This window comes from Kitasatospora sp. NPDC088346, assembly GCF_044740765.1.
Classification (GTDB): Bacteria; Actinomycetota; Actinomycetes; order Streptomycetales; family Streptomycetaceae; genus Kitasatospora.
The window spans coordinates 1-23,484 of the sequence record NZ_JBIURH010000074.1; the positions used below are offsets into that span (position 1 = coordinate 1).

The window sequence follows — 23,484 nt, forward strand, 5'->3', positions numbered from 1 at the left end:
TCTTGCCGTCCACGGCGATCGAGTCCGATCCTGCCGGATCGGCGCCGGTCAGGTCGGCCAGGCCGCCGGGACAGGCCAGAGCGATGACCCGCCGGTTCGTGGCGGTGCTCGGCGCGACGCACACACCAAGTGCGCCTACAGCCCGGGCGCCGAGGCGGGCCAGGGCGTGCTGTGGAGCGCTCGCGGACCACTGGCCGACGGCCCCGTACGAGCGTGCGCCGGCGACCACCGCCGAGGCGGCGACCAGTAGAACCGCCACGAACGGGTGACGCACCCCGCGGCGCCGACGCGGATCCGGCAGCAGTCGCAACCGCTCCACCAGCGACAATCCCGCCACGCCGTCCAGAGCGGGCGACTTGATCAGACAGACGGTGGCAGACTGACGGCACATCGAAGCTCCGGCGGTTCAGGGCGACTTGGGAAGGTCACCCCGTTCAACCGGAGCTTCGATGCGTACGTGACGGGTCGACTCCCGCCTCTCACCCCGCTATGACCTGCGGACTCATACGCTCGCTGGGACTTTGCAACAGCCCTGCGTCCCAGACCGGCAAGAGTGCCCTGCTGGACATCGTGGACTTCTGCCTGGGCCGGGACGAGGTGACACTGCCGGTCGGCCCTATCACCGCCACCGTCTCCTGGTATGCGGTCATCTTCCAACTCGCGGACACACGTGCCCTCGTCGCCCGTCCCGCGCCCCGCGGGGCCGCCAGGTCCGTCACCAACGGCATGCTCGAGATCGGGGCCGACCTCGAGGCACCGGAGCTGGCCGACCTGAGGATCAACGCCGACTCCACCCAGATCCGCCAGCAGCTGGGGCGCCGGATCGGCATCGGCGATCCCCTCGCCCAGGCCGCGCCGGGCAGCCTCGCCTCCCCGCTGAGCGCGAACCTCGGCCACGCCGCTCTGCTGTGCCTGCAGAACCAGGACGAGGTGGCCTCGAAGAGGGGGCTGTTCCACCGTCAGAACGACGATGCGGCGATCCGCAACGCGCTCAAGGCCACCCTGCCCTACTTCCTGGGCGCTGTCCCCGAGGACCAGGCCGCCCGGCAGCAGGAGCTCCTCCAGGCCCGCCGCGCGCTGCGCCGCGCCCAGGGAGAGCTGAAGAGCGCGCAGGACCTCAACCGCGACGTCGAGTCTCGCCTCCGGTCCCTACTGGAAGAGGCTCGTGTCCACGGACTGATCGAAGGCGACGAAGACCTCCACAACAACCGGGCCGCGATCACCGCCTCCCTGCGGCGTGCCACCTCGTTCCAGACCGTTCGCGTCACAGATGACGAGGCGCAGCGGGGACGGGAGTTGGCGCTCGGCGAGCAGGCCAGCGGTATGAGGCGCCAGCTGCGCGTCATCGCCGAGGAGCGCAAGCTCCTGACCGACCTGCAGGCCGAGGAAGGCGGCTACGCCAGCGCAGTCGGCCGCGGCATGTCCCGCCTGTCCGCGCTGAACCTCGTACCGGACGGATTCCCCGGCGAACAGGCGTGCCCGGTCTGCGGGTCGGTGCTGGACGAGCCCGACCCGACCGTCGCCGACATGCATGCCACCTTGGACGATCTCTCCCGGCAGCTGGACGCGGTTCAGACCGCTCGGCCTCACCGCGAACGCGCCATGCGCGAACTGGAGCTGCGGGCCGCGGAGATCCGCCAGCAGCTACGAGGCGTCGAGGGGGCCTTGAGCGTCATCGCCGAGGAGCGCTCTCGCCATGCCGGCCTCCTCGCCCACGCCGAGACCCAGGCCTACACCCGGGGGCGAATCGACGCGTACCTCACGCAGATCGACGCGGTCGGCTCGGGCGGCGACCTGCACCGGCTGGAGGCCGACGTCGCCATCGCCCAGCGGGTCGTGGCGGGACTCGAGGCGCAGCTCGACGCCGACGACGCCGAGGACCGTCTCACCCACAGTCTCAGCTACATCAGCGGTGAGGTGACCCGCCATGCCCGCCAGCTGCGCCTCGAGCACGGCGACCGCCTGGTCCGCCTCGATGTGAAGAAGCTGACCGTCGTCGCGGACTCCGCTCAGGGTCCGACCGAGCTGATGCGGATCGGCAGTGGCAAGAACTGGGTCGGCTACCACATCGCCGCCCACCTTGGCCTGCACCAGTACCTGGTCGCCAACCAGCGGCCCGTCCCGCGGTTCCTGATGCTCGACCAGCCGACCCAGCCGTACTACCCCTCCGACATGGCCAAGCGCAGCGGCCGGCTCGAGGACCTGGCCCTCGACGAAGACCGGGAAGCGGTGAAGCGGCTGTTCGAACTCATGTACCAGGTCACCGCGAGCCTCTCTCCCAACTTCCAGATGATCGTCAGCAACCATGCGGACCTGCCCGACCCGTGGTTCCAGGCCTGTGTCCGCTACAACTGGCGGGACGGGGAGGCTCTCATTCCCCAGCACTGGATCGACCAGCAGCAGGCCGGTGCGTGACAGCTGCTGCCTTCTGCTGGCACCCCGTCCTACGCCCGGCGCGTGTAACAGAGCACTCAGAGAGTCCAGTCGTCCTGCAGGCGCACGACGCGCGCCTGCCGGGTGAGCGTTCCCGGGGGCAGGGCAACGTAGCCGATCAGGGTGTCCAGGGCCGTGTTGACTGCGTCGCGGCGCTCGCGGGCCGTCATCCGCTCACACTCGCGCAACACGGCCTGGGCGGTGGTGTCCTGGGTGGCGCGGGCGAGGCGGCGGAAGGGAAGGCTGGCGAAGCCGGGCAGGTCGGGGTCGGTCTGGTTGAGCGGCACGCCTCCCTCGAACTCGGCCAACATGCCGCACGCGAGTTGCACAAGGCGGGCGCAGGTCGCAGAGTCCTCGACCAGCAGCGTGAGTGTCACGTCCTGGCAGGAAGTGCAGGACGCGAGTGCGGCGCCGATGACGGCCTCGAACAGGGCACCGTCGGCGTCAGGGCCGTCGAAGTGCGGAAGCATCTCCACAGGAAGGCTGGGGTGGTCGTGCAGGTCCTTCGAAGCGTGGCGCGGTTTGCCGGGCTTGTGACGGCCCATGAGCTCCTCCTTCTCGACAGCATGCCGATGGGGCTTACGCGTCCGCGAGCGTAGTGAGGTGCCCGTCCCGAACGGGCGGATACAGCCCAACACCCCCCGGAACGGCTCACGGTCCTGTAGGACTCGGGCCCGGTAGCGGGCGAGTGGCGGTAGTGCATACACCCGGTCGGCTGGTTGCCCGGCCGAGGCCGGCCCCTGATTCGCCGTCGACGGTCAGGGGCGGGCCACTTCTAGGCCTGCGCGGAGCGTCGGGCGGCGCGGGCTTCCTCAGCTGCCGGGTCGCGGCCGGTTGCGGGCGGCGCGGCGTCGCCGAGCACGTGGAGGACTCCGCTGTAGGGGCAGTTCGCGTTGCACGACCTGGTGTCGCGGTCGACGGTGCCGGTGGCCAGGTGGTGCAGGTGGGCGCCGGTGTCCGCGATGCCGGCGGGTGCGCTGACCATGGTGATGAACTGGACCAGCTGTGCTGCCGCTGCGGCGTGGGAGAACACATAGACGTTCTCCTTGCGGCGCAGTTCGTGGTCGGCGGCCAGGCCAGCGATGTAGGCGGGGTCGTCGAGAAGTCCGCTGCGCTCGAGAGCGACGTTGGCCGGGTCGTACTGGCCGTGGCATCCGAGGCAGGCGCGCCCGGGCGCGGCGGTCAGGGCGCGCCACTCGGCGCCGCGCATGCGGCCATTGCGGGTGGCGACGCGGACGCCGCCGTCGACGACGGGGATGAGGTGGGCGTAGGCGAGCAGGTTGAGGGTATGGCGCGGCCAGGGCCGGTCCACGCAGGAGAAGAGCACGTCGCAGTCGGCCGCGGCGGCGAAGCCGTCGGGTTCGACCAGGCTCGCCTCGAGTGGGACGACGCGGAAGTCGGGGTGGGTGGCAGCCTGCCGGGCGTTCGCGGCCGCCAGGTCCACCTTGGCCCGGCGGAGGTCGGCGTCGCTGGGGGTGGCGTGCAGGAGCCGGTCGAGGTTGACGTGCTCGACGGAGTCGAAGTCGAGCAGGGTGAGCTGGCCGATCCCGGTGCGGGCGAGGGCCTCGACGATCTGCATGCCGACGGAGCCGGTGCCGATGACCCCGACGTTGAGGCGGGCCAAGGTGTCTTGGACGGTGGTCCCCCAGGCGGAGACGGTCCGCAGCTGGGTGTCCTGGGCGAGCGGGGCCGGCATGAGGCGGGGGTGGAAGGTGGCGGTGAACTGCTCGCCGGCCACGCGGACGTTTTCCGCATGCAGCGGCTTGTAGTGGCGGTGTCCGTGGCGCTGCCAGATGCGGGCGCTGTGGCTCTGGTCGGCGCCGCTGAAGGTCATGCCGAGCAGCGGGCGGCCGGTGATGGCGAGGGCTTGGGCGGCGAAGCGTTCCTCGGCCGTGTGGTCGGTCGGGTTGAGGCCCTGCCAGCCGCGGCCGCGGGGGTGGGAGTGGATCAGTCCGACGCCGCATCCCCGGGCGGCGCCGAGCCGAGCGGCTCGGCTGAAGTAGGCGCTGGTGAAGGAGACCGTGCCGTGGACGATGCGCTCGCCATCGGCGGGCAGAACGGTATCTATGACGAGCGCGCTGGTGCGGTGCGCCCCGGTGGAGGGCCGCCACAGCACGAAGCAGCAGTCCTCCTGTCCGTCGGCGCGGGTCAGGTGGTCGGCGAGGCGGCGGGCGATGCCGGTGGGCATCGCCGCGCCGAATCGGTTGATCACGCGGTTCCTCCGGGGTCGGGCTCGAGCTGGGCGAGCAGGGTCCGCAGGTGGCGCAGGTATCCGCGGGTGCTGCGGTCGGCGGCCCAGTTGGTGGCCGGGCGGCTCCAGTACTCCCACTCGCTGCCGAGGGGCGAGGGGTGGACGGCGCCCTCGGGGTGGCCGATCCGGGGGCTGACCTGGGGGCCGCCCGGCGGGGTGACGGGGAAGTCCGCCGGGGCCTGCAGGCCGATCCGGAGCGCGGTGCCGGCCCGGGGGCCGGTCTCGACGGTGTAGTCGAAGACGAGGTACGGCACGCTGTCGGAGGTGGTGGTGTGCTGCGGCGTGTAGCCGGCGGCGAGGAGGCCCGCATGCAGCGCGGCGGGCCCCCACAGCGGCTGGCCGTCGGTCACGAGGTGGTGGTCGGGCCGGTGTAGAGGGACACGAACTTCTCTCCGTCGTGGACGGTGATCTTCTCGTCGCCCTTGTCCTTGAAGGACTGGTGGTGGTTGCCGGTGACGCGTTCGAGGTAGTGCTCGGCCGGGTCGATGCCGCCCAGGCTCATGATCTCGTTCGGGGTCGTGTGCTGCGGGACACCGGCGAGCGGCTCGTTGTCGAGCCTGATGATGACGGTGCGGGGGTGGGCGGTCGCCGCCATGGCGCCTCCTCGGTTCTCCCGGCGCTTCGGCCGGGCTCGGCCTGGTGCTGGCCCTGCGTGGTACGGGCCCGCCACCAGTGCAGAACAAATTGCATGCACCAATCTGGTGCATGCAATTCTTCGATCTTGGCTAGATGCTAGCATGCACCTGTTGGGTAAACGCAAGTGATTCCTGGGGCGGTAGGTGGAGATCTTCTTCGTCGACAGCGAGCTGGCCCGGTCTTGCAACGACGACGCCATACGCGCGCACTGCTTTGGCACGGTCGTCGCACCGGTACTGCGGCGGCGCCTGGCGGAGATTGCCTCGGTCGCCCACCTCGCGGAGCTGCGATGTCTGCCGCAGGTGCGGCTGCACGGGGACGCCGACGGCCGGCTGATGGTCGCCCTCGGCCCAACCGCCCACCTGCACATGCGCCCTCGCGACGACCCGCCGCCCATGGCCGACGGCCGCCTCGTCGAGTGGGCCGTCCGCTCGCTACTCGTCACCGGCGTCCAGTTCGCCCCCGCCGCCTGAGCCCCTACCCGTCAACAGCAGAGAGGCACCTCGATGACCCCCGGCGCCGACCCGCTCGCGTACGCGCCCGACTCCGTCCCCCACCCCGGGGAGACCCTCCAGGACACCCTGGACGCACTCGGCATCCCACAGGCCGACCTCGCCCGCCGCACCGGCCTGTCCACCAAGCACATCAACCAGGTCATCAAGGGCACCGCACCGCTCAGCCCCGACACCGCACTCCTGCTCGAACGCACCACCGGTGTGCCCGCCGCCATGTGGAATGCGCTGGAAGCCGCCTACCGAACCCAGCAGGCCCGCGAGGAGGAGAGCAAATCGCTTACCTCACGAGTGGACTGGCTCAGCCATTTCCCCCTCGCCGAGCTCGTGAAGCTCAAGGTCCTCCCCAACCGCGAGAAGACCACCGCCAACCTGCTCAAGCTCCTGGACTGGTTCGGCGTCGCCGACCCCGACACCGCCGAGGATGTCTGGCGCAACTACCGCACCGCGTTCCGCCGCTCCACCGTTCAGGAGCCCGCCGAACGCACCGCCGCCGAGTACGCGACCGCCGTCTGGCTGCGCCTGGCCGAACTCCGCGCACGGGAACTGGTCAAGGAACTGGCCCCGCAGCCCTACAGCAAGCACAAACTCACCGCGCTGCTGCCGAAACTGCGCGCCCTGACTCTGACCGGCCAGGACACCTGGGCCGACAAACTCCCCCGGCTGTGCGCCGAGGTCGGCGTCGCCGTGGTCTTCGTCCCGGCACTGCCCAAGACCAAGGTCTCCGGCGCGACCCGCTGGCTCACCCCGGACACCGTCATGGTGGCGCTCAGCGACCGCTTCAAGCGGGACGACCAGTTCTGGTTCAGCTTCTTCCACGAACTCGGCCACGTCCTCCTGCACGGCAAACGCCTGACCTTCATGGACGACAGCGACAACCTCCGCTCCGGCACCCAAACGGATCCCGCCGAGGACGAGGCCAACGAATTCGCCGCCAACACCCTCATCCCCCATACCCACGCGGCCGCCTACCAGCAACTACAAGCCAGGCCCACGCCGTTCACCCTCATCGAGGCATTCGCCCGAAACGCAGGCATCTCCCCCGGCGTCGTCGTCGGCCGTCTGCAGCACGACGGCGCGCTCAACTGGAGCCACGGCAACAACCTCAAACGCCCCGTGGAGCTGACCTGACAGACCATCACTGACGGATCTCCACAGGGGCCACATGCTCCAATGGTCGGCAGAGTCCGGGTATCCCAAAAGGGAGAGCTTCGCCGCTGTGAGCCGCAAACCTGCATCTTGGTCCAGATGTTCGATTCCATGCCTCCTGAACAGGGCAGACAGAGGATCGGGAGACTGGGTAGACGGCATCCTCCACACACCAGGCTTCCTCGTCAGCTCTGGGCTACCCGTTCCAGGCGCAGCTGGCCCTGCTCGAGTTGTTGCGCGGGGCGGAGGAGCGCCCGAACGGGGCGATCAGCTTGGAGCTGCACGATGATGTCGCGTGGGAGGCGGATGGGCGGCCTGTTGATCTATTACAGGTCAAGCACCACATCCGGGGTGTGCAGACGCTCAGAAACAAGGACGACGACGTCTAACGGAGGGCTCTGTGCTCACCGCCAGCCTCCATTCGTATCCGCCGGGGCCCGGCCTTGGTGAAGCTGGCGCGAGCGGCGGCGCCGGGCCGGGTATGGCGGGTTGGGCGGGGGCCGTCGGCGTGCCCGTGCCAGGCCAGGGCTCCGGCGCCGGGACGGGCGGGCACGGTGGCACCCCCGACGGCATGAATCGCCGCTTCTTCGGCGTCCTGTCCTCGGCCCCGCTGCCTCGGTCGGCCGCTCACCAGGATGTCGTGTGGGGACACAGCCCGCGCTGCGCGTAGCCGCCGGCCGTCCCTGCGCCGACCGAGTCCCAGAAGCCCTGGGCCATGAACATGTGGCCTCCGAGCGTGTGCCAGGACAACCCGGGGTTCTCAACGCGCAGGCGGGCGAGGCCTGCAGCGGCCAGGCCGAGCCGTCGGTACCGCTCGTGGGTGTGCGGCTGCTCGACCCAGCCCCGGCAGCATCGGGCGCAGGTACGGTAGTCGACCTCGAACACCGGCTCCCCGTGGAGGTAGGCGCTGCGGCATCGCCACGTCGAACGCTCCGGGGAAGGCGTGTCTTGCCAGGGGGTGCCTATCGGGGGTCCGGAATAGAAGCCCCGCCGCCGGCCGTACAGACCGCCCGTGAGCCGCAGCAGCGCCCTTCGCATCCACTCACGGTCCCAACCCACCTCCGATGCCCGGAGGATGAGCTGCCGGGCTGCTGCCATGTCGTCATCGACGCTTCCCATACAAGCACTGTGCCCGTGATCCGCGTCGTCGTACCTCAGCGACCGCACATGCCAGGCGATACCCGGCTGGTGCCAGCGCGTCCTCGGTGTGGTCGTCGCCAAGCTGTACGGTCCGCGAAGACCGGTCGACGGCTATGTCCGCAACACCCGGGCTGGGCCGGCCGGGCCGGGCCTTCGGCGGCGGACGAGCGGCGTCAGAGGGGTGTGCCCAGGGGCCGTAGCCGCCGGCTACGGCAGGGCCCGTCAAGAATGGCGCCCGGCGCCCTTGTTCGCATCGACTTTTACCGGCCCACCTGCACGCGGTCGGAGCTCACGGCGTTGCGGGCCAGCATCTTGGTGAGATGGTCGACCTCGGGGCCGGGACGGGCGGCGCGGCGGGGGTGAGCGACAGGTCGACGGTGCACTCGATCTGGAGGTTGCGGACGGCGCACTCCGCCCCCCAACGGCCCGCCCCCCCGAGGACGGCCCGGGGACAGCCAGCAGAGAGTGTCGGTTCGGACTCGCTCGGCCGCTCTTCTCCGATAGCCTGGCGCCCGGGCGAGCTGAGCGCCCATCCCGCTGTCGTGCGCCCACGCCGCGCGAGTCCCGGGAGAAGGTCCTACGGGATTCATGCCTCCGGACTTCATGAACCGTCGGATCCTCTTCTGCACCGGCCGATGGCGTGGGCACAGAGCCGGTCTCCGAGGAGACGATCGTGACGAAGCGCAACACCGGCCAGCGGCGCGCCAGGGAGCTGCAGCAGGCCGAGGGCATCGGCTACCACGCGGCACTCAACCGGGTGCGGGAGAACCAGCGGTCCCGGCCGGAGATCAACTCCAGCGTCGTGCTGACCGAGTCCACCCTCATCGCGCTCGAATCGGCCAGGGGCGTGCGGTGCATGGCCTGTCACCGGGCCCTGGACTTCGACGACTGGGCGCTGCACCTGGCCGACGTGAGCGGGTACGGCCGCATCGACCCCGTCCTGTGCCCTGCCTGCGCCACGGCAATCGGCAACGCGGTCGCCCACCTTCCCGCGCTCCCCGCACCGGACCCCGACGACCCGGACACCGTCCGCGTCCCGGACGGGGCCGACGGGACCGTGGCGTACCTCTCGCAGGACCGCGTCCACCTGCTGTGCCTGCGCCACGCCCCCACCGCCCCGGCCGGCGACAGCGGCCGGTACGAGCCCGTGACGGCAGACCACCTCCAGGCCCTCGGCCAAGGCTTCCGCCCCGGCGGAGGCGGACACCACTGCAGCGTCTGCGACCTGGACATCCTGACCGTCTGATGTCGACCAGCTGTTGGACAGCAGCCGGGGCGGACGGACCGGCCTGGTAGGACCAGGTCGGCCCGGCTTCGGGTGGTGGACTAGCCGGGGCGAATCCCCGACCGGGTAGTCCACCCTGACCCGTCAGACCAGATCAGCCCCACCACAGGCACACGAAGGCGGGGGGCAAAATCGCGTGATGCTGTCGGGCCAGTTGCGGATACTGAGGGAGACTCGGAGGTGGAGCATGGAGTACTGGGACGTCGCGAGCGCCGATCCTCAGCAACAGGTGGGCGCGCGGCATCACACGGTGCCGGCCTTCTACATCCGCGGGTTCGCCAACCCGCAGGACCAGGTGTGGGTACGCGACCGTCGGCGCCCAGAGCCCGGCCTCAGCAAGGTCACTGACCTCGCGGTCAGGGACTTCTACACTTTCACCAACGTGGACGGGCAGTCCGATGGCCGGTTCGAGCAGCTGCTGGAGAAAGTCGAGACTGCTGCTGCTCCCGCACTGAAGCGGTTGCGCAGCGCTGTCGTCTGGAACGCCCCGCTGAGCGCCGAAGATCGCGACGAGATCATCACCTTCGTCGCGTTCCAGATGGCCCGCGGCCCGCGCAAGCGGCGGGAGATCGAGCTCCAGGCCGACTTGCTCGCCCGCCTGGAGACGATCAACCCCCCGGCCCGTCTCACCAACAAGACCCTCGCGGAGTACCGAAACCAGCAGAAGCTCTGGCAAGGGATGGAGATCTTCTCGGACCCGGGCGAACACATGAAGATCATCGGAAGCCTCGCCGCCCAGCTGGCTCGCCACCTGCACGCTCGGCCGATGACGGCGCTCATGCTCACCGAGAGTGCTCTCCTGAGCTGCGACGAACCGGTTCTGCTGATGCAGCCCGAGCGAGCACCCGGCCCGTTGCTTCCCGACCCCCCTGCACCCCGGCTGGGCAGCCGGCGCCGCAAGGGTGTCCGGACTCCACGCCGCCGGAACCAGCTGATCCAGGTCCAGAGCACGGCCGGAGGGATCCTCACCGCCGAACAGATCCTGCTTCCTCTCGGCCGGCGCACGATCCTCGCCTTCGGACCGCCCGGACCGCAGGCCGATGTGGACACCAACATCCAGCTGACGGCGGAGGAGAGCCGCGAGGCAGCCGCAGAAGTGAACGCGCGGGTGCTTTCGCGGGCCTACTTCTCTGCCTTCTGCCACCCCGACGACCGCGCGCTCCTCGACGCCCCCCTCCCGGAGGTCGGGCCGCTCCTGCGTGTCGGAGGGGCCCATGACGAGCACAAAGCGGTCGTGGCCGCCGTTCCGCGCCAGCTCCAGCCGCAGGTGCACGGCCGCCGCCGGTCGAACCGCAAGTAGGGATTCGCCTCCCGGAACCGTCCCGGTCGGGACGCGGTGATGGGAGGCTGAAGGAACAGCCTTCGAGTCGAGGAGCGGCAGATGCCGGCGCCCCACGTGCACGACCACAGCCAGGACGACGTCCGCGTCTACTCGCTCCCCTACGCCGTACCCGAGCTGCCGGTGGACCTCCAGGCGGTGGCCGCGCTGTACGACGCTGCGATCGACGACTGCAAGGCGTGCATCCAGGAGCGGCTGGAGCCGGTGGCCGACGATGCCGCGACCACCGCCAGCCTGGTCGGCTGGGCCTGCCTGATCATGGCCGAGACCTACGGCGGGTTTCCCAACGACCTGCTGGCGCACACCAGCCCCGAGAGCGCCGCGTTCAACACGATGGCATCCCTCTACCAGCGGACGTGGGGATCCGGTTCACCAACCGAGGTCGTCCACCCCGCCGCGGTGAAGCTGACCTGGGCCGAGCGCCGTACGGCCTGCGTGTGGGCCCTCGGCCTGGTGCTCGCCCCCGACCCGTACGAAGCAGGCCTGCCATCCGTCGAGGACTGCTGCCCCGAGTGCGCCGGACAGGAAGACGGCGACATCCTGATCGTCACCGACAACGGCATCACGCTCATCCCGAACAACCCCGTCTGAGCCCACAGTCAGGAGCAGCCGGGACCGGGCAGGACGGACGGCCGGGCAGGACAGGGCAGCGGGCGGGCAGGTGGACGACCCAGCACGGACTCCCAGCCCGGTAGTCCACCCCGCCCCGTCAGACCAGGTCAGCCCCACCGCCGGAGGTGGACTACCCACCACCCGAGGCCAGCCAGGGCCGGCAGACCCGGCTCAGGCGGTCGCCTAGGGGCGCTTCTGGACGGGGCAGAGCTCCGCGTGCAGGACCCGGACCTCCCACCAGGGGTCGTCGAGCTTGTTCTTGCCGACCAGCTTCCACTCCTTCGCGGTGGGCAACGGCAGCCACAGCGGGCCGAGGTTCTCCTCCTTGCGGACGGCGGCGCAGGCCGGGCACTCCGCGTCCCGCATCGGCGCCTGCTCCCGCAGCTCACTCTCGGAGCCGAACGGTCCGCCGAGCGGCCCCGTACACGTCCAGCAGGGCGCCCGCTTCGCATGCGCGGCGCGGGTCACCTCCAGCAGCTCCTGGTCCTCCCGGAGCGCCTGGGCCGCCTCGCGCTCCTGGTGGCAGGGGTGACAGGTCCCGCCCTTGCGGTCCGTCCAGTAGGCGTCGTCCTCGGTCCAGACTCGTTCCCGCTCCGGAACCGCGCCGCAGTCCACGCAGGAGTCCGACTCAGCGGGAGTGGGAGGCAAGGCTGAGCAGCAGGTGGGCGGATTCCGGGTGCTGGAAGTCGGAGTGGGCGCCGGAAGGGTTCAGCCGGGCAACGAGGCCACCCCGGTACACGTGGCTGGCGTCGACGTTGACGATCGGGTGGTCGAGTTCGACGTGCGGGTACGGCGAGTCAGCCGGGCGGAGCCGGGTGCTGAAGTGAGGGACCGGGGCGAAGCTGGTACCGGAGTGGCCGATGCCCGGCAGGCCCTCGGCGCGCAGGTGCCAGAAGCCGGTAGCACGGTCCCAACGGGAGTGGGTCAGAACCAGCGGGCCGCGTAGCGGGGCGCCGGCCCGGCCGGGGCCGAGGAACAGCCGGGGGAACAGCCGGGTGAAGGCGTCGCGGGGTGCAGCCATCTGGAAGACCAGGGCGCTATCGACGGTGAACGGACGGCTCGGGTCGCCGGGCCGGGAGGTCCAGCTCAGCACCGGGGGGCCGGCCGGACGATCGGCCGCGTACTGGACGGCCTCGCAGAGGAACCGGCCGCCAAAGGAGTGCCCGAGCAGATGGAGGTACTGGCCGTGACGGTTGGCCAGGACGCGCGGGGCGTCTGGCCGGCCGCGGCCGGAGTCGAGGTAGCCCAGCAGGTGGCCGAGGATCCGCCCGGCCTGGCCGCGAGCGCTCATCGCGTGCGCGCGCTCCCGGATCCGCCGGTAGCCATGCAGGCTCGGCAGGCTGGAGGAAGGCCAGCGCACCACCACGCACCAGGGGCGGAACCCGGCGGTGAGCCCCGGGTAGGCGGACGGTGCGGCGTGGTGCAGCAGGGCGGCCCGGTTGATCAGCGCGGCGGCAGTCCGGTCGGCGGCGTCGGGGTTGGTCTGCCAGCCGTGGACGTAGACGAACAGGTCGGTCGCCCACTCGGGGATCCGCAGGTGGCGGGCCAGGTGGTCGGCGACCCGCGCGTCCGGGACGGGCGTCGTCGTCCCGGGGACGAGTAGCCGGCCTTGCTCGTCCAGATCGACCGTTGATGGCCTTACGGAGGTAGGGGGAGTGGAGTTCACGGGTTGAGCTCCAGGATGCTGTCGATGCCGCAGTGGAGGGAGTATGCGAGCGCCAGCGGGTTGCGGTACTCGTAGGCGAACCAGCGCACCAGTTGCTGGGTGATCTCCCCGGCGGTGAACTCGCCGGTCAGGTAGTGGTCCAGGAAGGCGAAGGCGTACTCGGCGGCGAACTCCTGCGGGATCTGGAGTTGTGGCCCGAGTACCCCATCCGCGCCAAGGTCGATCAAGGCCCGACCGAGGTGGTCGAGTTCGGCCGCCGCTGACTGCCCGGTGTGGCAGGCGTTCAGCAGCACGAACGGCCGGAAGACGGCATCTGGCCGGTCCTGGTGGCGTCGGCGGTGTCGGCGCACCAGCTCGGCGTCGATGTGCCGGTCGTCGGAGAGCCGAACGGCGAGCTGCTCGTACGGGGAATCGTTGGCGACGAATTGGCCGTGGCACCAGAAGTACATGACGTCCTCGTCCAGCACGGCTGCGGACAGCGCCTCCAGGAGGAGGTCCGAGTCGGTGCGCACAGTGAGCTGGGAGCGATTCTCCAGCAGCTTGCGTACCTCCGGCGCCCGTCCGATGCCGGTGAGCTGGTCGTCGGTGTTGAGGCTGGTGACGGGCTTGGCGCGGGCGGAGTTGGGCGGCTGGATCGGCGGGTAGGCGGCGTTGGTCTGCTCGATCTGGTGGCGGTGGCCGAGGAAGTCAACCCAGGGGTCGGGCTGGCCAGTGTCCACAGCGAGCATCGGCCATGGCAGATGGAGGTCGGAGTCGAAGCTGATCCGCAGCGAGCCGTGTTCGGTGAGGGTGGCGGTGAGGTACTCCCGGAAGCGGACCAGGCTGCGGTCCGTCCAGTCGAACATGGTCTCCAGGAAGTAGCGTCCCTCCTCGGCGAGTTCGGCAACCTTGCGCTCGGCGACGACGGCGTACGGAGTGAAGTCGACAGCGGTGGCGAAGGGGTACGGATCGAGCGGGTCAGGGTCGTAGCCGATCAGCCGGTCGCGCCAGACAGAGCGCAGCCGGGCGGCCTTGGCGAGCAGTGCCGACGCGGGAACGGTCAGTCGCGCCCGGTGCATGCGGGTGGCGGGGGTGCGCTCGCCCGGACGGAAGGCACTGATGTGCAGCTCGTCACCGTGGCAGCGGAGGGAGACAACGAGGTCCAGCGGCGCCATGCCCTTTGGTTGGCCGGTGTCGGCCGGGCCCGCCTGCTGAGGCAACCGGGTGTAGTCGGCAGAGGGGTTCTGCCGGACGAGGACATCGAGGTCCAGGGACACGTCGATTACTCCTGCTCCTGGAATGCGATGGAGGTGGGCTCATCCACGGTGGCTGATTGGTCCGAGGCGACGGGGACGTCCAGGACGGCGGAGAGGTCCTGGAGGACGGCGCCGTGCCCCTGGTCGAAGACAGTGAGCCGGACAGTGTGCGGCCCGGGCGCGGCGGGGGTGAGCGCGAACCGGGCGGGCTCGCCGGCGGGGGTGTAGTTCGTGGCGGGTGGGTCGAGAGCCGCGTCCGGGGTCACTGCGGCGACTAGGTGCAGGTCCGGCAGGGCGGCTGGGTCGGCGGAGGCGTCGGCAGATTCGAGGCGCAGCTCCAGGTGGGTGGTGGCGCCCACGGCCGGATCGGTGGTGAGGGTCAGGCGCGGCTGCCAGGCCGGGTGGCGCGGCGTTGGTTCAACGGCGCGGTGCATCGCGCCGCGGGAGCGGCGGGGGCGCAGCGCGGCGGTCGGCGTGGGAGCGGTCTCGCTCGGAGCGAGCCGCAGGTGGTGGTCGGGCGGGGATCCACCGGGGAGCCCGCCCAGCACGCTACGGGCCTCGGCGGCCAGCGGGTGGCCGGTTCCCATCAGTGCCTCGCGGCCGACGCGGACCGCTTCCAGCAGCGTCCGGGCGGCATCCCGGCGGCCGGCGGCGGCGAGCGCCTGGGCCAGGTCGACGGCGAGGGTGGGGTACAACGGCAGGGGCCCGGGGCGGATGGCGCCGACGCTGACGGTGAGGTCGTCGGCCTCCCGGTGGCCGGCCAGCAGCGCGGTAATGGATGCGACCCCCACGGCCGGAATCTGGTCGGTGATGATCCGCTCATACACCCGGACGGCCCCGTGGGGGTCCCCCGCGCTCAGCCTGGCGTGGGCGAGGGCTTGCCGGACCTTCAGGGTAAGGCTGCTGCGCGGTCCCCGGCTCCCGGAGCAGGTCTCCGCCAGTTCCTCCAGGCGGACGACGGCACGTAGCGGGCGGGGGCCACCGGCCAGCAGGAGTGCCTGGGTGAGTTGGGCGGTGACCGTCGCGTGGTCCGGGTCGCCGAGAGCTTCGGCGGCAGTGGAGACCAAGTAGCCGGCCAGGGCCAGGGCCGCCTCCGGCTTTCCGCTCAGGTTCTGGGCGAAGGCGAGCAGGCAGCCGGCGTGGATCCGGTCCGGCAAGCCCACCGCGACCGGCTCGGCCGCGTCGTGCGTCATCGGAGACAGTTCGACGGCGGCGACGCCGGGGCGACCGTCGAGAATCAGGGCCTTGGCGCGGTCACGCCGAATCCTCCGCACCAACTGATGATCGGGCGCGAGCGCCTCGACAGCGAGGGCCAGTGTCTCGTCGTAGTACCTGACCGACTCAGTATGCTGGCCCGCCTCGAAGAGGTTGAGCGCGATGCTGTCCCGGACGTCGAGGGTGTCCGGGTGGCCGGCTCCCAGGATCCGGCTGCGGTCCGCGAGGACGGACCGGTAGAGCGAGTTCGCGCGCTCGTAGTCCCATCCGTGGCGGAGCGCGTGGCCGCTGCGCTCCTGGGCGGCGAGTGTGGCGGGGTGACCGGGACCGTAAATCCGAATGTGGTCGGCGACGAGCGCCTGCCGTTCGGCGGCCTCCCGACGATGACGTCCGCTGAGCCGGTGGGTGTAGGCGAGCTCGGACCGGTCATTGAGAGTGTCCGCATGGTCCGGGCCCTGGACCCGGGCCCGGACGGCGATCAGCTCGGTGAAAAGGCCAGCGGCCCGGTCGAGTTCACCAGCCGAGCGGATGTCCTGGGCCAGCCTTGAACGGGTGAGCAGGCTGTCGGGATGCTCCGGTCCGTAGATGCGGGCGTAGTCCGCCGCGAGCAGTTGCCAGTCGATGATGGCCTGAGGGAACAAGCCGGCGAACCCCCGGCTGGTGGCGAGAACGCTCCGGGCAGTGAGCACGCTCGGATGGTCGGGACCGAAGATCCGGGTGCGGTCGTGTACCAAGGCCTCGCTGAGGCAGATGCTGAGCAGGTGGTTGCCCGAGCCCTGGTGGACCATCGCAAGGACTAGGCGGGCATCAAGGCTGTCCGCGTGATCGGGGCCCTGGATCCGATCCTGGTCGGCAACCAGGGCCTCGCCCAGGCGCAGCGCCCGCCGGAAGTCGCCAGCCAGTCGGCAGGAGGAGACCTGGCACGCCCGGGTGAGCAGGGTGTCCGGGTGCTCGGCGCCGAGCACCCGTGTGCGGTCGGCCGCCAGGTCACCGAAGAGCTCGCTCGCAACGCCGTGATCACGGGCCGTGTCATGGGCCATGGCGTGCCACCAGCGAGTGGTGAGAGTGGCCTGGTGGTCGGTGCCTTGAACCCTTGTACGGTCAGCGATCAGGCTCAGGAACGCCTCCGTGGCAAAACGGTGGTCTCCTGCCTGGGAGTGCGACCGTGCCAGCTCTTGGCGGATCTCCAGTGTCTGCTGGTGGTCCGCCCCATCAACGCGGGTGTGATCGGCCGCGAGGGAGGTGAACTCGGCGATGGCCTGTGAGTGTTCGCCGGAAGCCTGCCGGATCGAGGCAAGCTCACGACGGCAACGCAAGGTACTCGGATGGTCCGGCCCGAATACCCGGGTGTGATCGATGACGAGTTCCTCGATCAGCGCGGCGGCCCGGCGATGGTCACCGGCTAGCCGACAGGTGAACGCCTGCCAGACACCGACGTTGAGGGTGCCCGGATGGTCGGGGCCAAGGGCTCGTGCGAAGTCGTGACCGACTTCCTCCAGCAGGGCTACCGCCTGCCGGTGGTCGCCGGCGTTCCGACAGGCGAGCGCGAGGTTTAGTCGAGCGAAGAGCGTGTCGGAGTGGTCGGGGCCCTGGATCCGGGCGCGGTCCGTGACGAGCGCTTCGAGCAGGCTGGCCGACCGACGGTGGTCGCGCGCGTCTCCGTGGGCGGTGGCCAACCATTGGCGGGCGTTCAGGGAGTCGGGGTGCTCGGCGCCCAGAAGGCGGATCCGGTCGGCCACCAGGGACTCCGCCAGCTCGACGGCTCGACGGTGGTAACCGGCGCCCAGGCAGGCCGGCAGGCAGTTGAAGCGGGCATCTAGGGTGCCGGGGTGATCGGGCCCGTTGATCCGGACGTGGTCGGCCACCAGAGCTTCGTAGAGGTCCAGTGCACGGCGGTAGTCGCCCAGCACCTGATGGCTGTGACCGATCCAGAAGCGCGTGTTGAGGACATCGGGGTGGTCAGGCCCCTGGAGGCGGGTACGGTCAGCCAGCAGCGCCTCGTACAGTGCCAGCGCCTCACGGTGTCGGCCGAGGTTCCGGTGGGCGGCCGCCAGCCACCAGCGCGTGTTGAGGACATCGGGGTGGTCAGGCCCCTGGAGGCGGGTACGGTCAGCCAGCAGCGCCTCGAAGAGCGCCAGGGTCTCGCCGTAGTCGCAGGCGTTGCTGTGGATCGAGGCCTGCCACCACCGGGTGGTGAGCACGTCCGAATGGTCCGGGCCGAGGACCCGCTGCCGGTCGACGAGCAGCCGGTCGCACAGGTCCGCCGCCCGCCGGTGTTCGCCCGCCTCGTCGACGGAGCGGGCTAACCACAGCCGGGCGTCGAAGGTCTCGAAATGCTCGGGACCGTTGACGCGCAGCCGGTCGGCGGCCAGTTGCTCCCGCGCGGCGAGTGCCTCGCGCGGGCGGCCAGCGGCGTGCAGAGCGCGGGCCAGACCGGAGCGTTCCTCCAGGGTGTCGGGGTGGTCGGGGCCCTGGAGCCGGACCCGGTCGGCCACCAAGCGTTCCAGTTCCTCGACTTCGAGGGCGGGCAGTCCCGCGACGCGCAGCGCGAACCCCAGGAAGCTGCGCTCCTCCAGGGTGTCGGGGTGGGCCTCGCCCTGGACGCGGGTGCGGTCACGGATCAGAGTCCGGTGCTGCTCGACCGCGAGGACGGGTGCGCCCGCCTCCCGGTGGGCGCGGGCCAGGCCGCTGCGAGCGTTGAAGGTGTGCGGATGATCGGGACCGAGCACCCGGCCGTAGGAGAGGACGACCTCCTCGAACTGGGCGACGGCGAGGGCAGGGCGGCCAGACTCGCGGTGAAGCAAAGCCAGTCGCTCGCGGGCGTAGAGCGTCTGCGGGTGGTCCGGCCCCTGCACTCGGGTGCAGTCCGCGACGAGGGCCTGGTAGGCGGCGATCGCCGCGAGGTGGTCGCCCGTGTCGGCGTGGGCGGCCGCCAGCCAACGGCGGCTGTTCAGGGTCTCCGGGTGGTCCGCGGCCAGCAGGCGGGTGCGGTCGGCGACCACCTGCTCGTACCGGGCGATCGCCAGCCCGTGCAGCCCCGCCGCGAGTTGCGCGAAAGCGAGGCCGCTGCTGCGGGTCACCACCACCGGGTGGTCCGGCCCGAGCACCCGCTCCGTGTCCGCCACCAGCCGCTCGTACTCTGCAACGGACTCCCGGTGCTGCCCCGCCATCTGAAGGGCGTACGCCAGGCTCGCCCGGCTGTGCAAGGTGTCGGCGTGGTCCGGCCCCAACACCCGGGCCCGGTCGGCGACAACACCCCGGAACTCCTCCACGGACAGGGCGTGTCGACCAGCCCGGCGGTAGCCCTGGGCGAGCGTGTGCCGGTCGGCAAGGGTGGCGGGGTGGTCCGCGCCCTGGGCCCGGGTGCGCCGGGCAACGACGGCCCGGCACAGCTCCACGGCCCGCACGGGATCGCCGGTCTTGGCCTGCAGCCGGCCGAGCCGCCCGAGGGAGGTGAGGGTGTCCGGGTGGTCCTCGCCGAGCAGCCGCCGCTGCCCGTCCGCCATCGCCTCCACCAGCCGGACGGCATACACCCGTTGTGCCTGGTCGGTGAGTTCGGCCGCTGCCAGGCCGTACAGGGCGATGCTCTCAGCGGTCGGCTCCGGCGACGGACCGCTGTCGGCCAGTTCCCGGACGTGCGGCAGCAGCGCCCGCCGCATCTCAGGACGAGCCTCCGGCCAAAGGCGAGCTGCCGCCCGCGCTAGGTGCTGCTCGGCGCGACCCCGGAACTCGGCCTCCCGCAGCACTGCCTGGAGCAGTCGGTGCACGGTGACGGTCTCACCGAGGGTGATCAGGTGGTAATCGGCGAGGAGCCGCAGCGCCCGGTCGACCTCGTCGGGCCGGCGCGAACCGAACGGGGTGAGCACCTCGCGCGGCAGTGCCTCGGGGGCATACCAAGCCAAGGTGCGCAGCAGCTCGACGGCGAAGGGGGCGGTGTGCTGGACGGTCCGCAGGGTGGTGTGCCACAGCCGGGCGACGGTGGACTCGGCACCGGGCCCCACCGGCCCGGTGGCGCGAAGCAGTTCGCGGTACGCGGCGAAGGAGGTGCCGGTCTGGTGGACGTAGGCGCCGGCGTGGGCGAGGGCGATCGGCAGGTAGCCGAGCTCGTCGGCGAGCACCCGGGCCTGGTCCCGTTCGGCCGGATCGACCGTCGAGTCGTGGTAGGCCGTCCCACAGAGCAACTGGGCGGCTTCGGGGCCGTCAAGGACGTCGACGCGAACCGGGCGGATCCCCGGGTGCCAGCCGCTCGCCCGTCGGCTGGTGACCAACTGGTGCCCGCAGCCGAGCAGGCGGCCGACGTAGGGAGTGAGGTCGGCCGGATCCTCGGCGTTGTCGTAGACCAGCAGCCAGCGGTCGTGGGCGCGCAGCCAGGCAATGGCCCACTCGACCTGCTGGCTGGGCGGAGCGGTGAGTGCCCAGGAGGGGTGAAGGTGGACGGCGAGCCCGGCGAAGGCCTCGGCGAGTTGCTCAGCAGACTCGGCGGTGAGCCACCAGATCAGCCGGTAGTGGCCGGCGTTGGCATAGGCGTGGTGCAGGGCAAGGCTGGTCTTCCCGACACCGCCGAGGCCGTGCAGAGTGGTGGCCTGGGTGACCAGTCCGCCGCCGTCCGCATGGGCCAGGGCACCAGCGACGGCGCGCGCCTCGCGCTCCCGGCCGATGAGCCGGCCTGCGGCGCGAGGCGGCAGGTTGGGCGTCGGCCTGGTGGCCTGGACGGTCTGTGCGGCGCGCGCGGCCACGGTCGGGAGGACTGCCGTGTGCGGGTCTCCATCGGCGGCCGAGCCGGGGCGGCGACGCTGTTCGTAGGGTTCAGGGTCGGGCATGCCACTCTCAGGGCGGACATGTCCCGTCACGGACATCGACACTGCGCGCACTCCCGCCCCCGTGACCTGCTCTGCACGCCCACCGTAGTGGAGGCCATGCACGGTGTCAGCGGTTCTCCACAGAGCGGGAGCAGAACCGGAAACTCCTAGTAGATCGTCAAGCGGTCCGGAGAAGCGAGTTGCGGGTGGCTGATGAGCGGGTGCTGTGCTTGTAGACCTGACGGGCGATGGAGTGTGCACTCGGTCCGTTGGCGGCGACGTTGCCATGCGCGAAGTCCAGGACGTCGAACTCGATCCGGGCGACCGCGGCGGAGGCCTGCTCGCGGGTGTGGCCGGCGGCCACCAGGAGGTCGGTCACCAGGTAGTAGCCAGGGCCGCGCATGCGCGTCTCTCCTTCACGAACTCGAGACGGGGCGGCCCGTGCCTCGGGCCGTCCCCGTGGGTGATGGTGCTACTGGTCGCTGTTGCAGTCGTGGTCGGCCTCGACGTAGTCGCCGTCGTCAAACTGGGTTTCCAGGGACCAGCGGCAGGTGCACTCGGCGCGGCCCTCCCAGCTCATCTCGCCGCCGCCTTCCTCGTCGCAGTCGTGGTCGGCGTCGACTGTGGTGCCGTCCTCGAAGAGCGCGTCCCCGCCGTCGCCGCAGCTGCATTCCCACTGCGCGTACCAGGAGATCTTCGGCGGCTGCTGGGTGGTGTGGGTGGTGGTCACTCGTCTCCTCGGGAAGCGGGGCCCATCCCGGCCGGTACGGGCCCGGGACGGCGGTGTAGGGGGTCAGCCGGCAGCCGAGGCGGGAGAGGGCTCGCCGGCGGCGAGGTAGGCACTGGTCACCTCGGCCAGGTACTGGGCGAGTTCGTCCGCCCGCGCGCGGTCCGTCACCGAGCCCGGGTCGGGCTGCCCGTGCGCATCGGCGTGGGCAAAGGAGGCGTCGAGGTCGGCGGCGTACTGCACCAGCCAGTCGTACAGCCGGGCGGTGGTCTGCAGGTCCAGTCGCACCTCGCCCCGCACCCGCGCCAGCCGGAAGGTCTCCGCAGTGTGCCGCAGCAGAGCGGTCACGTGGCTGGCCGGCATCATCAGCTCACCGTCGTCGTACCGGTAGAGCGCCAGCGGGAACCGCTCGTCGTGCCCGTCGTCGTCCATGGTGGATCCCTTTCGCTTCGGGTGGCCGTGCAGCTGGCGGGATGTGGGGCCGTGTCGATCAGGCTTGGAGGGCGTCGAGGAGGGCGGTCTGCTGGAGGGTCAGCTTCCCGTCCGCCCGGGCCTTGTCCTGCTTGCGCAGCCACGCCCCGGGTCGGAAGGTCGGGTCCGCGTCGCCGCCGGTGCGGTTGGCCGGGCCGTCCTGGGTGCCGCCGGCGGCGAGGTAGGCGAGCAGCCGCCGGTACGACCTGTTCCAGTCCAGCTCGATCCGCCACATCGCGTCCAGCGCGGTCAGCTTCGCGTCCTGAGCGGCCGTGAGCTTCGGGTTCTTGCGCTGGCGCCCGACCCACGCGCCCACCGCGTGCCCGTCCAGCTTCTCGGCGGCCGGGACGGCGAGGTGCCCGTGCGTCTCGGCCCAGGCGCGGGCGTGGGCGAAGCCGCGGTCCCAGGAGCGGGCGTGCTTGTCCCAGATCATGCCGAGCTGGTCCAGCTCGTGGATCCGCACCGGGGCGAGGAGGCCGGCGCCCTTGAGGTAGCGCTGGCGGTCGAGCCAGGAGATCAGCGCGCCGTCCCGGGTCTTGTCCGTCGGGTCGAGGTGGTGGTGCCCGGTGTGGAACGCGGCGGCCAGGGCGAACATCCGCTGCCACTCGGTGGCGCGCGGGTTGAACGCGCGCAGCTTCACCGTCTGGAGGATCTGCGCGGCGTGGCGGCGGGCGTTGATCCGCAGCCAGTCCACCGTCGACTCCCCCGCCGGCTGCTCGGCATCGCCCCGACCGGCCTCGGCGTCCGCGTCCTCGCCGGCGTCGGGGTCGGACACGACGGTGTGGTCCTTCTCCCCCGCCCGCTTGGTGCGCAGCTCGGTGATCCGGCCGACCACGCGGGCGTCGTGGGCGGCCAGGGCCCGCAGGACGCGCCAGATGGTGCGGAAGGAGGACGCCTCGATCTCCTCCTCGGCCTCGGCCTTCACCGCCTCCCCGGCCTCGCGCACCTCGGCCGGGTCGGCGGCCATCGTGTCGTCGCCGGTCTCGGGGATGGGGAGGTAGACGGGGATGATGACCCAGGACACCTTGCCCTGCCGGTAGGACTGGCGCAGGGCACGACCGACGGCCTGGACGACGTCGACGACCGAGGATTTCGGGTCCGCGAAGACGATCGCATCCACGCTTCTCACGTCGATGCCCTCGTTCAGGAGACGAGAGTTGCAGATGATGCAGCACTCCTCGCCCTCCTCGCCGGGCCGCTCGCCGGTGGAGGCCGAGAACGTGGCGAACGCGGCCCGGCGGTCCTTGAGCCGGTCGCTGCCGGCCACGGCCAGCGCGGTCACCCGCTCGGGCCGGTCCGCGGCGGGAAGCAGCTCGGCGGTGGCGTTCATGGTCGCGGCGAACTCGCGCGCCGCCTGTACCCGCGAGTGGAAGGTGATGACCCGGCGCAGGTCCAGGTCGGCGACGGCGCGGAGCACCGCGATCTGCAGGGCCAGGCGCAGCAGTTCCTCGTTGGAGCGCTGGGAGCGGAGGTCGGCGACGGCGGGGAGGTTGAGGAGTTCGCGCAGGTCCTCGTCGGTGACGACGGGTACCAGTACCCGGTAGTCGGCGAGGTATCCGTGCTCGATGCCCTGTCCGAGGGTCCAGGTGTAGACGGTCTCGCCGTAGATGCGGGTGTCCGTCATGGAGCAGAGCGCGGGCAGCTGCTCCGCGCCCTGGCCGTCGCCACCGGCGGTGAGGTCGGCCAGGCCCGGCTTCGCCTTCGTATCGTCGGCGATCTTCGGGGTGGCGGTGAAGTACAGCCGGCGCAGCGCGGGGACCTTCTCGTCGGAGTGGATCGCCGCCCACGCCTTCCCTTCGGAGCCTGCCGTCCGGTGGGCCTCGTCGATGATCACGACGTCCCAGGCCGGGAGGCCGCACTCCTTGTGCGCCTTCACGATGCGCTCGAGGGAGGCGTAGGTGGCGTAGACGGTGACCGGCAAATCGTCGGCCGGAAGAGAGGCATCCTCACCGACACCATCGGACTCATCCTCGCCGTCACCGTCACCGCCGCGAGCCTGTCCGAGAACGCCCTG

20 protein-coding genes and 1 pseudogene are annotated in these 23,484 nt (G+C 71.0%); 7 read left to right on the top strand and 14 right to left on the bottom strand.

Annotation, left to right across the window (positions count from 1 at the left end; all coding sequences use genetic code 11):
- Positions 1-391, bottom strand: a 391-nt coding sequence (locus tag ACIOFR_RS39075; RefSeq protein ID WP_401005118.1) for a transposase family protein, incomplete at its 3' end; no start/stop codon positions are given.
- Between the two features lie 98 nt (positions 392-489).
- Here ACIOFR_RS39075 and ACIOFR_RS39080 point away from each other — a divergent pair.
- Complete coding sequence (locus ACIOFR_RS39080) at positions 490-2,415, top strand: DUF3732 domain-containing protein (protein WP_401005120.1); 1,926 nt, start codon at positions 490-492, stop codon at positions 2,413-2,415.
- Between the two features lie 56 nt (positions 2,416-2,471).
- On the opposite strand, the gene ACIOFR_RS39085 is transcribed toward ACIOFR_RS39080, so the two are convergent.
- The 4 genes from ACIOFR_RS39085 to ACIOFR_RS39100 all read right to left on the bottom strand — a co-directional run bounded on the left by ACIOFR_RS39085 (position 2,472) and on the right by ACIOFR_RS39100 (position 5,279).
- Positions 2,472-2,978: a hypothetical protein gene (locus ACIOFR_RS39085; RefSeq protein WP_401005122.1), complete on the bottom strand. Its 507-nt coding sequence runs from the start codon at positions 2,976-2,978 to the stop codon at positions 2,472-2,474.
- A 230-nt stretch (positions 2,979-3,208) separates the two neighbouring features.
- Positions 3,209-4,645 (bottom strand): HesA/MoeB/ThiF family protein, encoded by a 1,437-nt coding sequence (locus ACIOFR_RS39090; protein WP_401005124.1) that lies wholly within the window; start codon positions 4,643-4,645, stop codon positions 3,209-3,211.
- Complete coding sequence (locus ACIOFR_RS39095; RefSeq protein ID WP_401005126.1) at positions 4,642-5,034, bottom strand: hypothetical protein; 393 nt, start codon at positions 5,032-5,034, stop codon at positions 4,642-4,644. Before ACIOFR_RS39095 ends, ACIOFR_RS39090 begins: the two co-directional genes overlap by 4 nt.
- The gene (locus tag ACIOFR_RS39100; protein WP_387799473.1) at positions 5,031-5,279 is read right to left on the bottom strand and encodes a hypothetical protein; all 249 of its coding nucleotides are present in this window, start codon (positions 5,277-5,279) and stop codon (positions 5,031-5,033) included. Before ACIOFR_RS39100 ends, ACIOFR_RS39095 begins: the two co-directional genes overlap by 4 nt.
- A 184-nt stretch (positions 5,280-5,463) precedes the next feature.
- On the opposite strand from ACIOFR_RS39100, the gene ACIOFR_RS39105 reads away from it, so the two are divergent.
- A complete protein-coding gene (locus ACIOFR_RS39105) occupies positions 5,464-5,793 on the top strand; it encodes a hypothetical protein (protein WP_401005128.1) in 330 nt (109 codons plus the stop codon).
- Between the two features lie 33 nt (positions 5,794-5,826).
- Entirely contained in the window at positions 5,827-6,963 is a 1,137-nt protein-coding gene (locus tag ACIOFR_RS39110; protein WP_401005130.1) for a HigA family addiction module antitoxin, read from the top strand.
- A gap of 645 nt (positions 6,964-7,608) precedes the next feature.
- Here the strand turns inward: ACIOFR_RS39110 and ACIOFR_RS39115 are convergent.
- Positions 7,609-7,866 (bottom strand): hypothetical protein, encoded by a 258-nt coding sequence (locus tag ACIOFR_RS39115; protein WP_401005132.1) that lies wholly within the window; start codon positions 7,864-7,866, stop codon positions 7,609-7,611.
- 928 nt (positions 7,867-8,794) lie between these two features.
- Here ACIOFR_RS39115 and ACIOFR_RS39120 point away from each other — a divergent pair.
- From ACIOFR_RS39120 to ACIOFR_RS39130, 3 genes are all read left to right on the top strand, one after another.
- Positions 8,795-9,367, top strand: coding sequence for a hypothetical protein (locus ACIOFR_RS39120; RefSeq protein ID WP_401005134.1), 573 nt, complete (start codon positions 8,795-8,797; stop codon positions 9,365-9,367).
- A 226-nt stretch (positions 9,368-9,593) separates the two neighbouring features.
- Positions 9,594-10,706, top strand: coding sequence for a DUF4238 domain-containing protein (locus ACIOFR_RS39125; RefSeq protein ID WP_401005136.1), 1,113 nt, complete (start codon positions 9,594-9,596; stop codon positions 10,704-10,706).
- A gap of 81 nt (positions 10,707-10,787) precedes the next feature.
- Entirely contained in the window at positions 10,788-11,336 is a 549-nt protein-coding gene (locus tag ACIOFR_RS39130) for a hypothetical protein (protein WP_401005138.1), read from the top strand.
- Between the two features lie 204 nt (positions 11,337-11,540).
- Here ACIOFR_RS39130 and ACIOFR_RS39135 read toward each other — a convergent pair whose 3' ends face one another.
- The 8 genes from ACIOFR_RS39135 to ACIOFR_RS39170 form a co-directional block, all read right to left on the bottom strand.
- On the bottom strand, positions 11,541-11,972 hold the full coding sequence (locus ACIOFR_RS39135; protein ID WP_401005140.1) for a hypothetical protein: 432 nt from the start codon (positions 11,970-11,972) through the stop codon (positions 11,541-11,543).
- Between the two features lie 13 nt (positions 11,973-11,985).
- Complete coding sequence (locus ACIOFR_RS39140) at positions 11,986-13,023, bottom strand: hypothetical protein (protein ID WP_401005142.1); 1,038 nt, start codon at positions 13,021-13,023, stop codon at positions 11,986-11,988.
- Positions 13,020-14,279 carry a CHAT domain-containing protein gene (locus ACIOFR_RS39145; protein ID WP_401005144.1) on the bottom strand — a complete coding sequence of 420 codons (1,260 nt, stop codon included), beginning with the start codon at positions 14,277-14,279 and terminating at the stop codon, positions 13,020-13,022. The genes ACIOFR_RS39140 and ACIOFR_RS39145 overlap by 4 nt, the downstream gene beginning before the upstream one ends.
- Positions 14,280-14,284: 5 nt before the next feature.
- Complete coding sequence (gene fxsT / locus ACIOFR_RS39150; RefSeq protein WP_401005146.1) at positions 14,285-20,293, bottom strand: FxSxx-COOH system tetratricopeptide repeat protein; 6,009 nt, start codon at positions 20,291-20,293, stop codon at positions 14,285-14,287.
- A 157-nt stretch (positions 20,294-20,450) separates the two neighbouring features.
- Positions 20,451-20,675, bottom strand: a complete 225-nt coding sequence (locus ACIOFR_RS39155; protein ID WP_401005148.1) for a hypothetical protein — start codon at positions 20,673-20,675, stop codon at positions 20,451-20,453.
- A gap of 69 nt (positions 20,676-20,744) precedes the next feature.
- Positions 20,745-21,002 carry a hypothetical protein gene (locus ACIOFR_RS39160; RefSeq protein ID WP_401005149.1) on the bottom strand — a complete coding sequence of 86 codons (258 nt, stop codon included), beginning with the start codon at positions 21,000-21,002 and terminating at the stop codon, positions 20,745-20,747.
- 63 nt (positions 21,003-21,065) lie between these two features.
- A complete protein-coding gene (locus ACIOFR_RS39165) occupies positions 21,066-21,431 on the bottom strand; it encodes a hypothetical protein (RefSeq protein ID WP_401005151.1) in 366 nt (121 codons plus the stop codon).
- A gap of 58 nt (positions 21,432-21,489) precedes the next feature.
- A complete protein-coding gene (locus ACIOFR_RS39170) occupies positions 21,490-23,391 on the bottom strand; it encodes a Helicase associated domain protein (protein ID WP_401005152.1) in 1,902 nt (633 codons plus the stop codon).
- On the opposite strand from ACIOFR_RS39170, the pseudogene ACIOFR_RS39175 reads away from it, so the two are divergent.
- Positions 23,386-23,484, top strand: a pseudogene (locus ACIOFR_RS39175) (IS5/IS1182 family transposase); the annotation flags it as partial. The gene ACIOFR_RS39170 and the pseudogene ACIOFR_RS39175 overlap by 6 nt on opposite strands.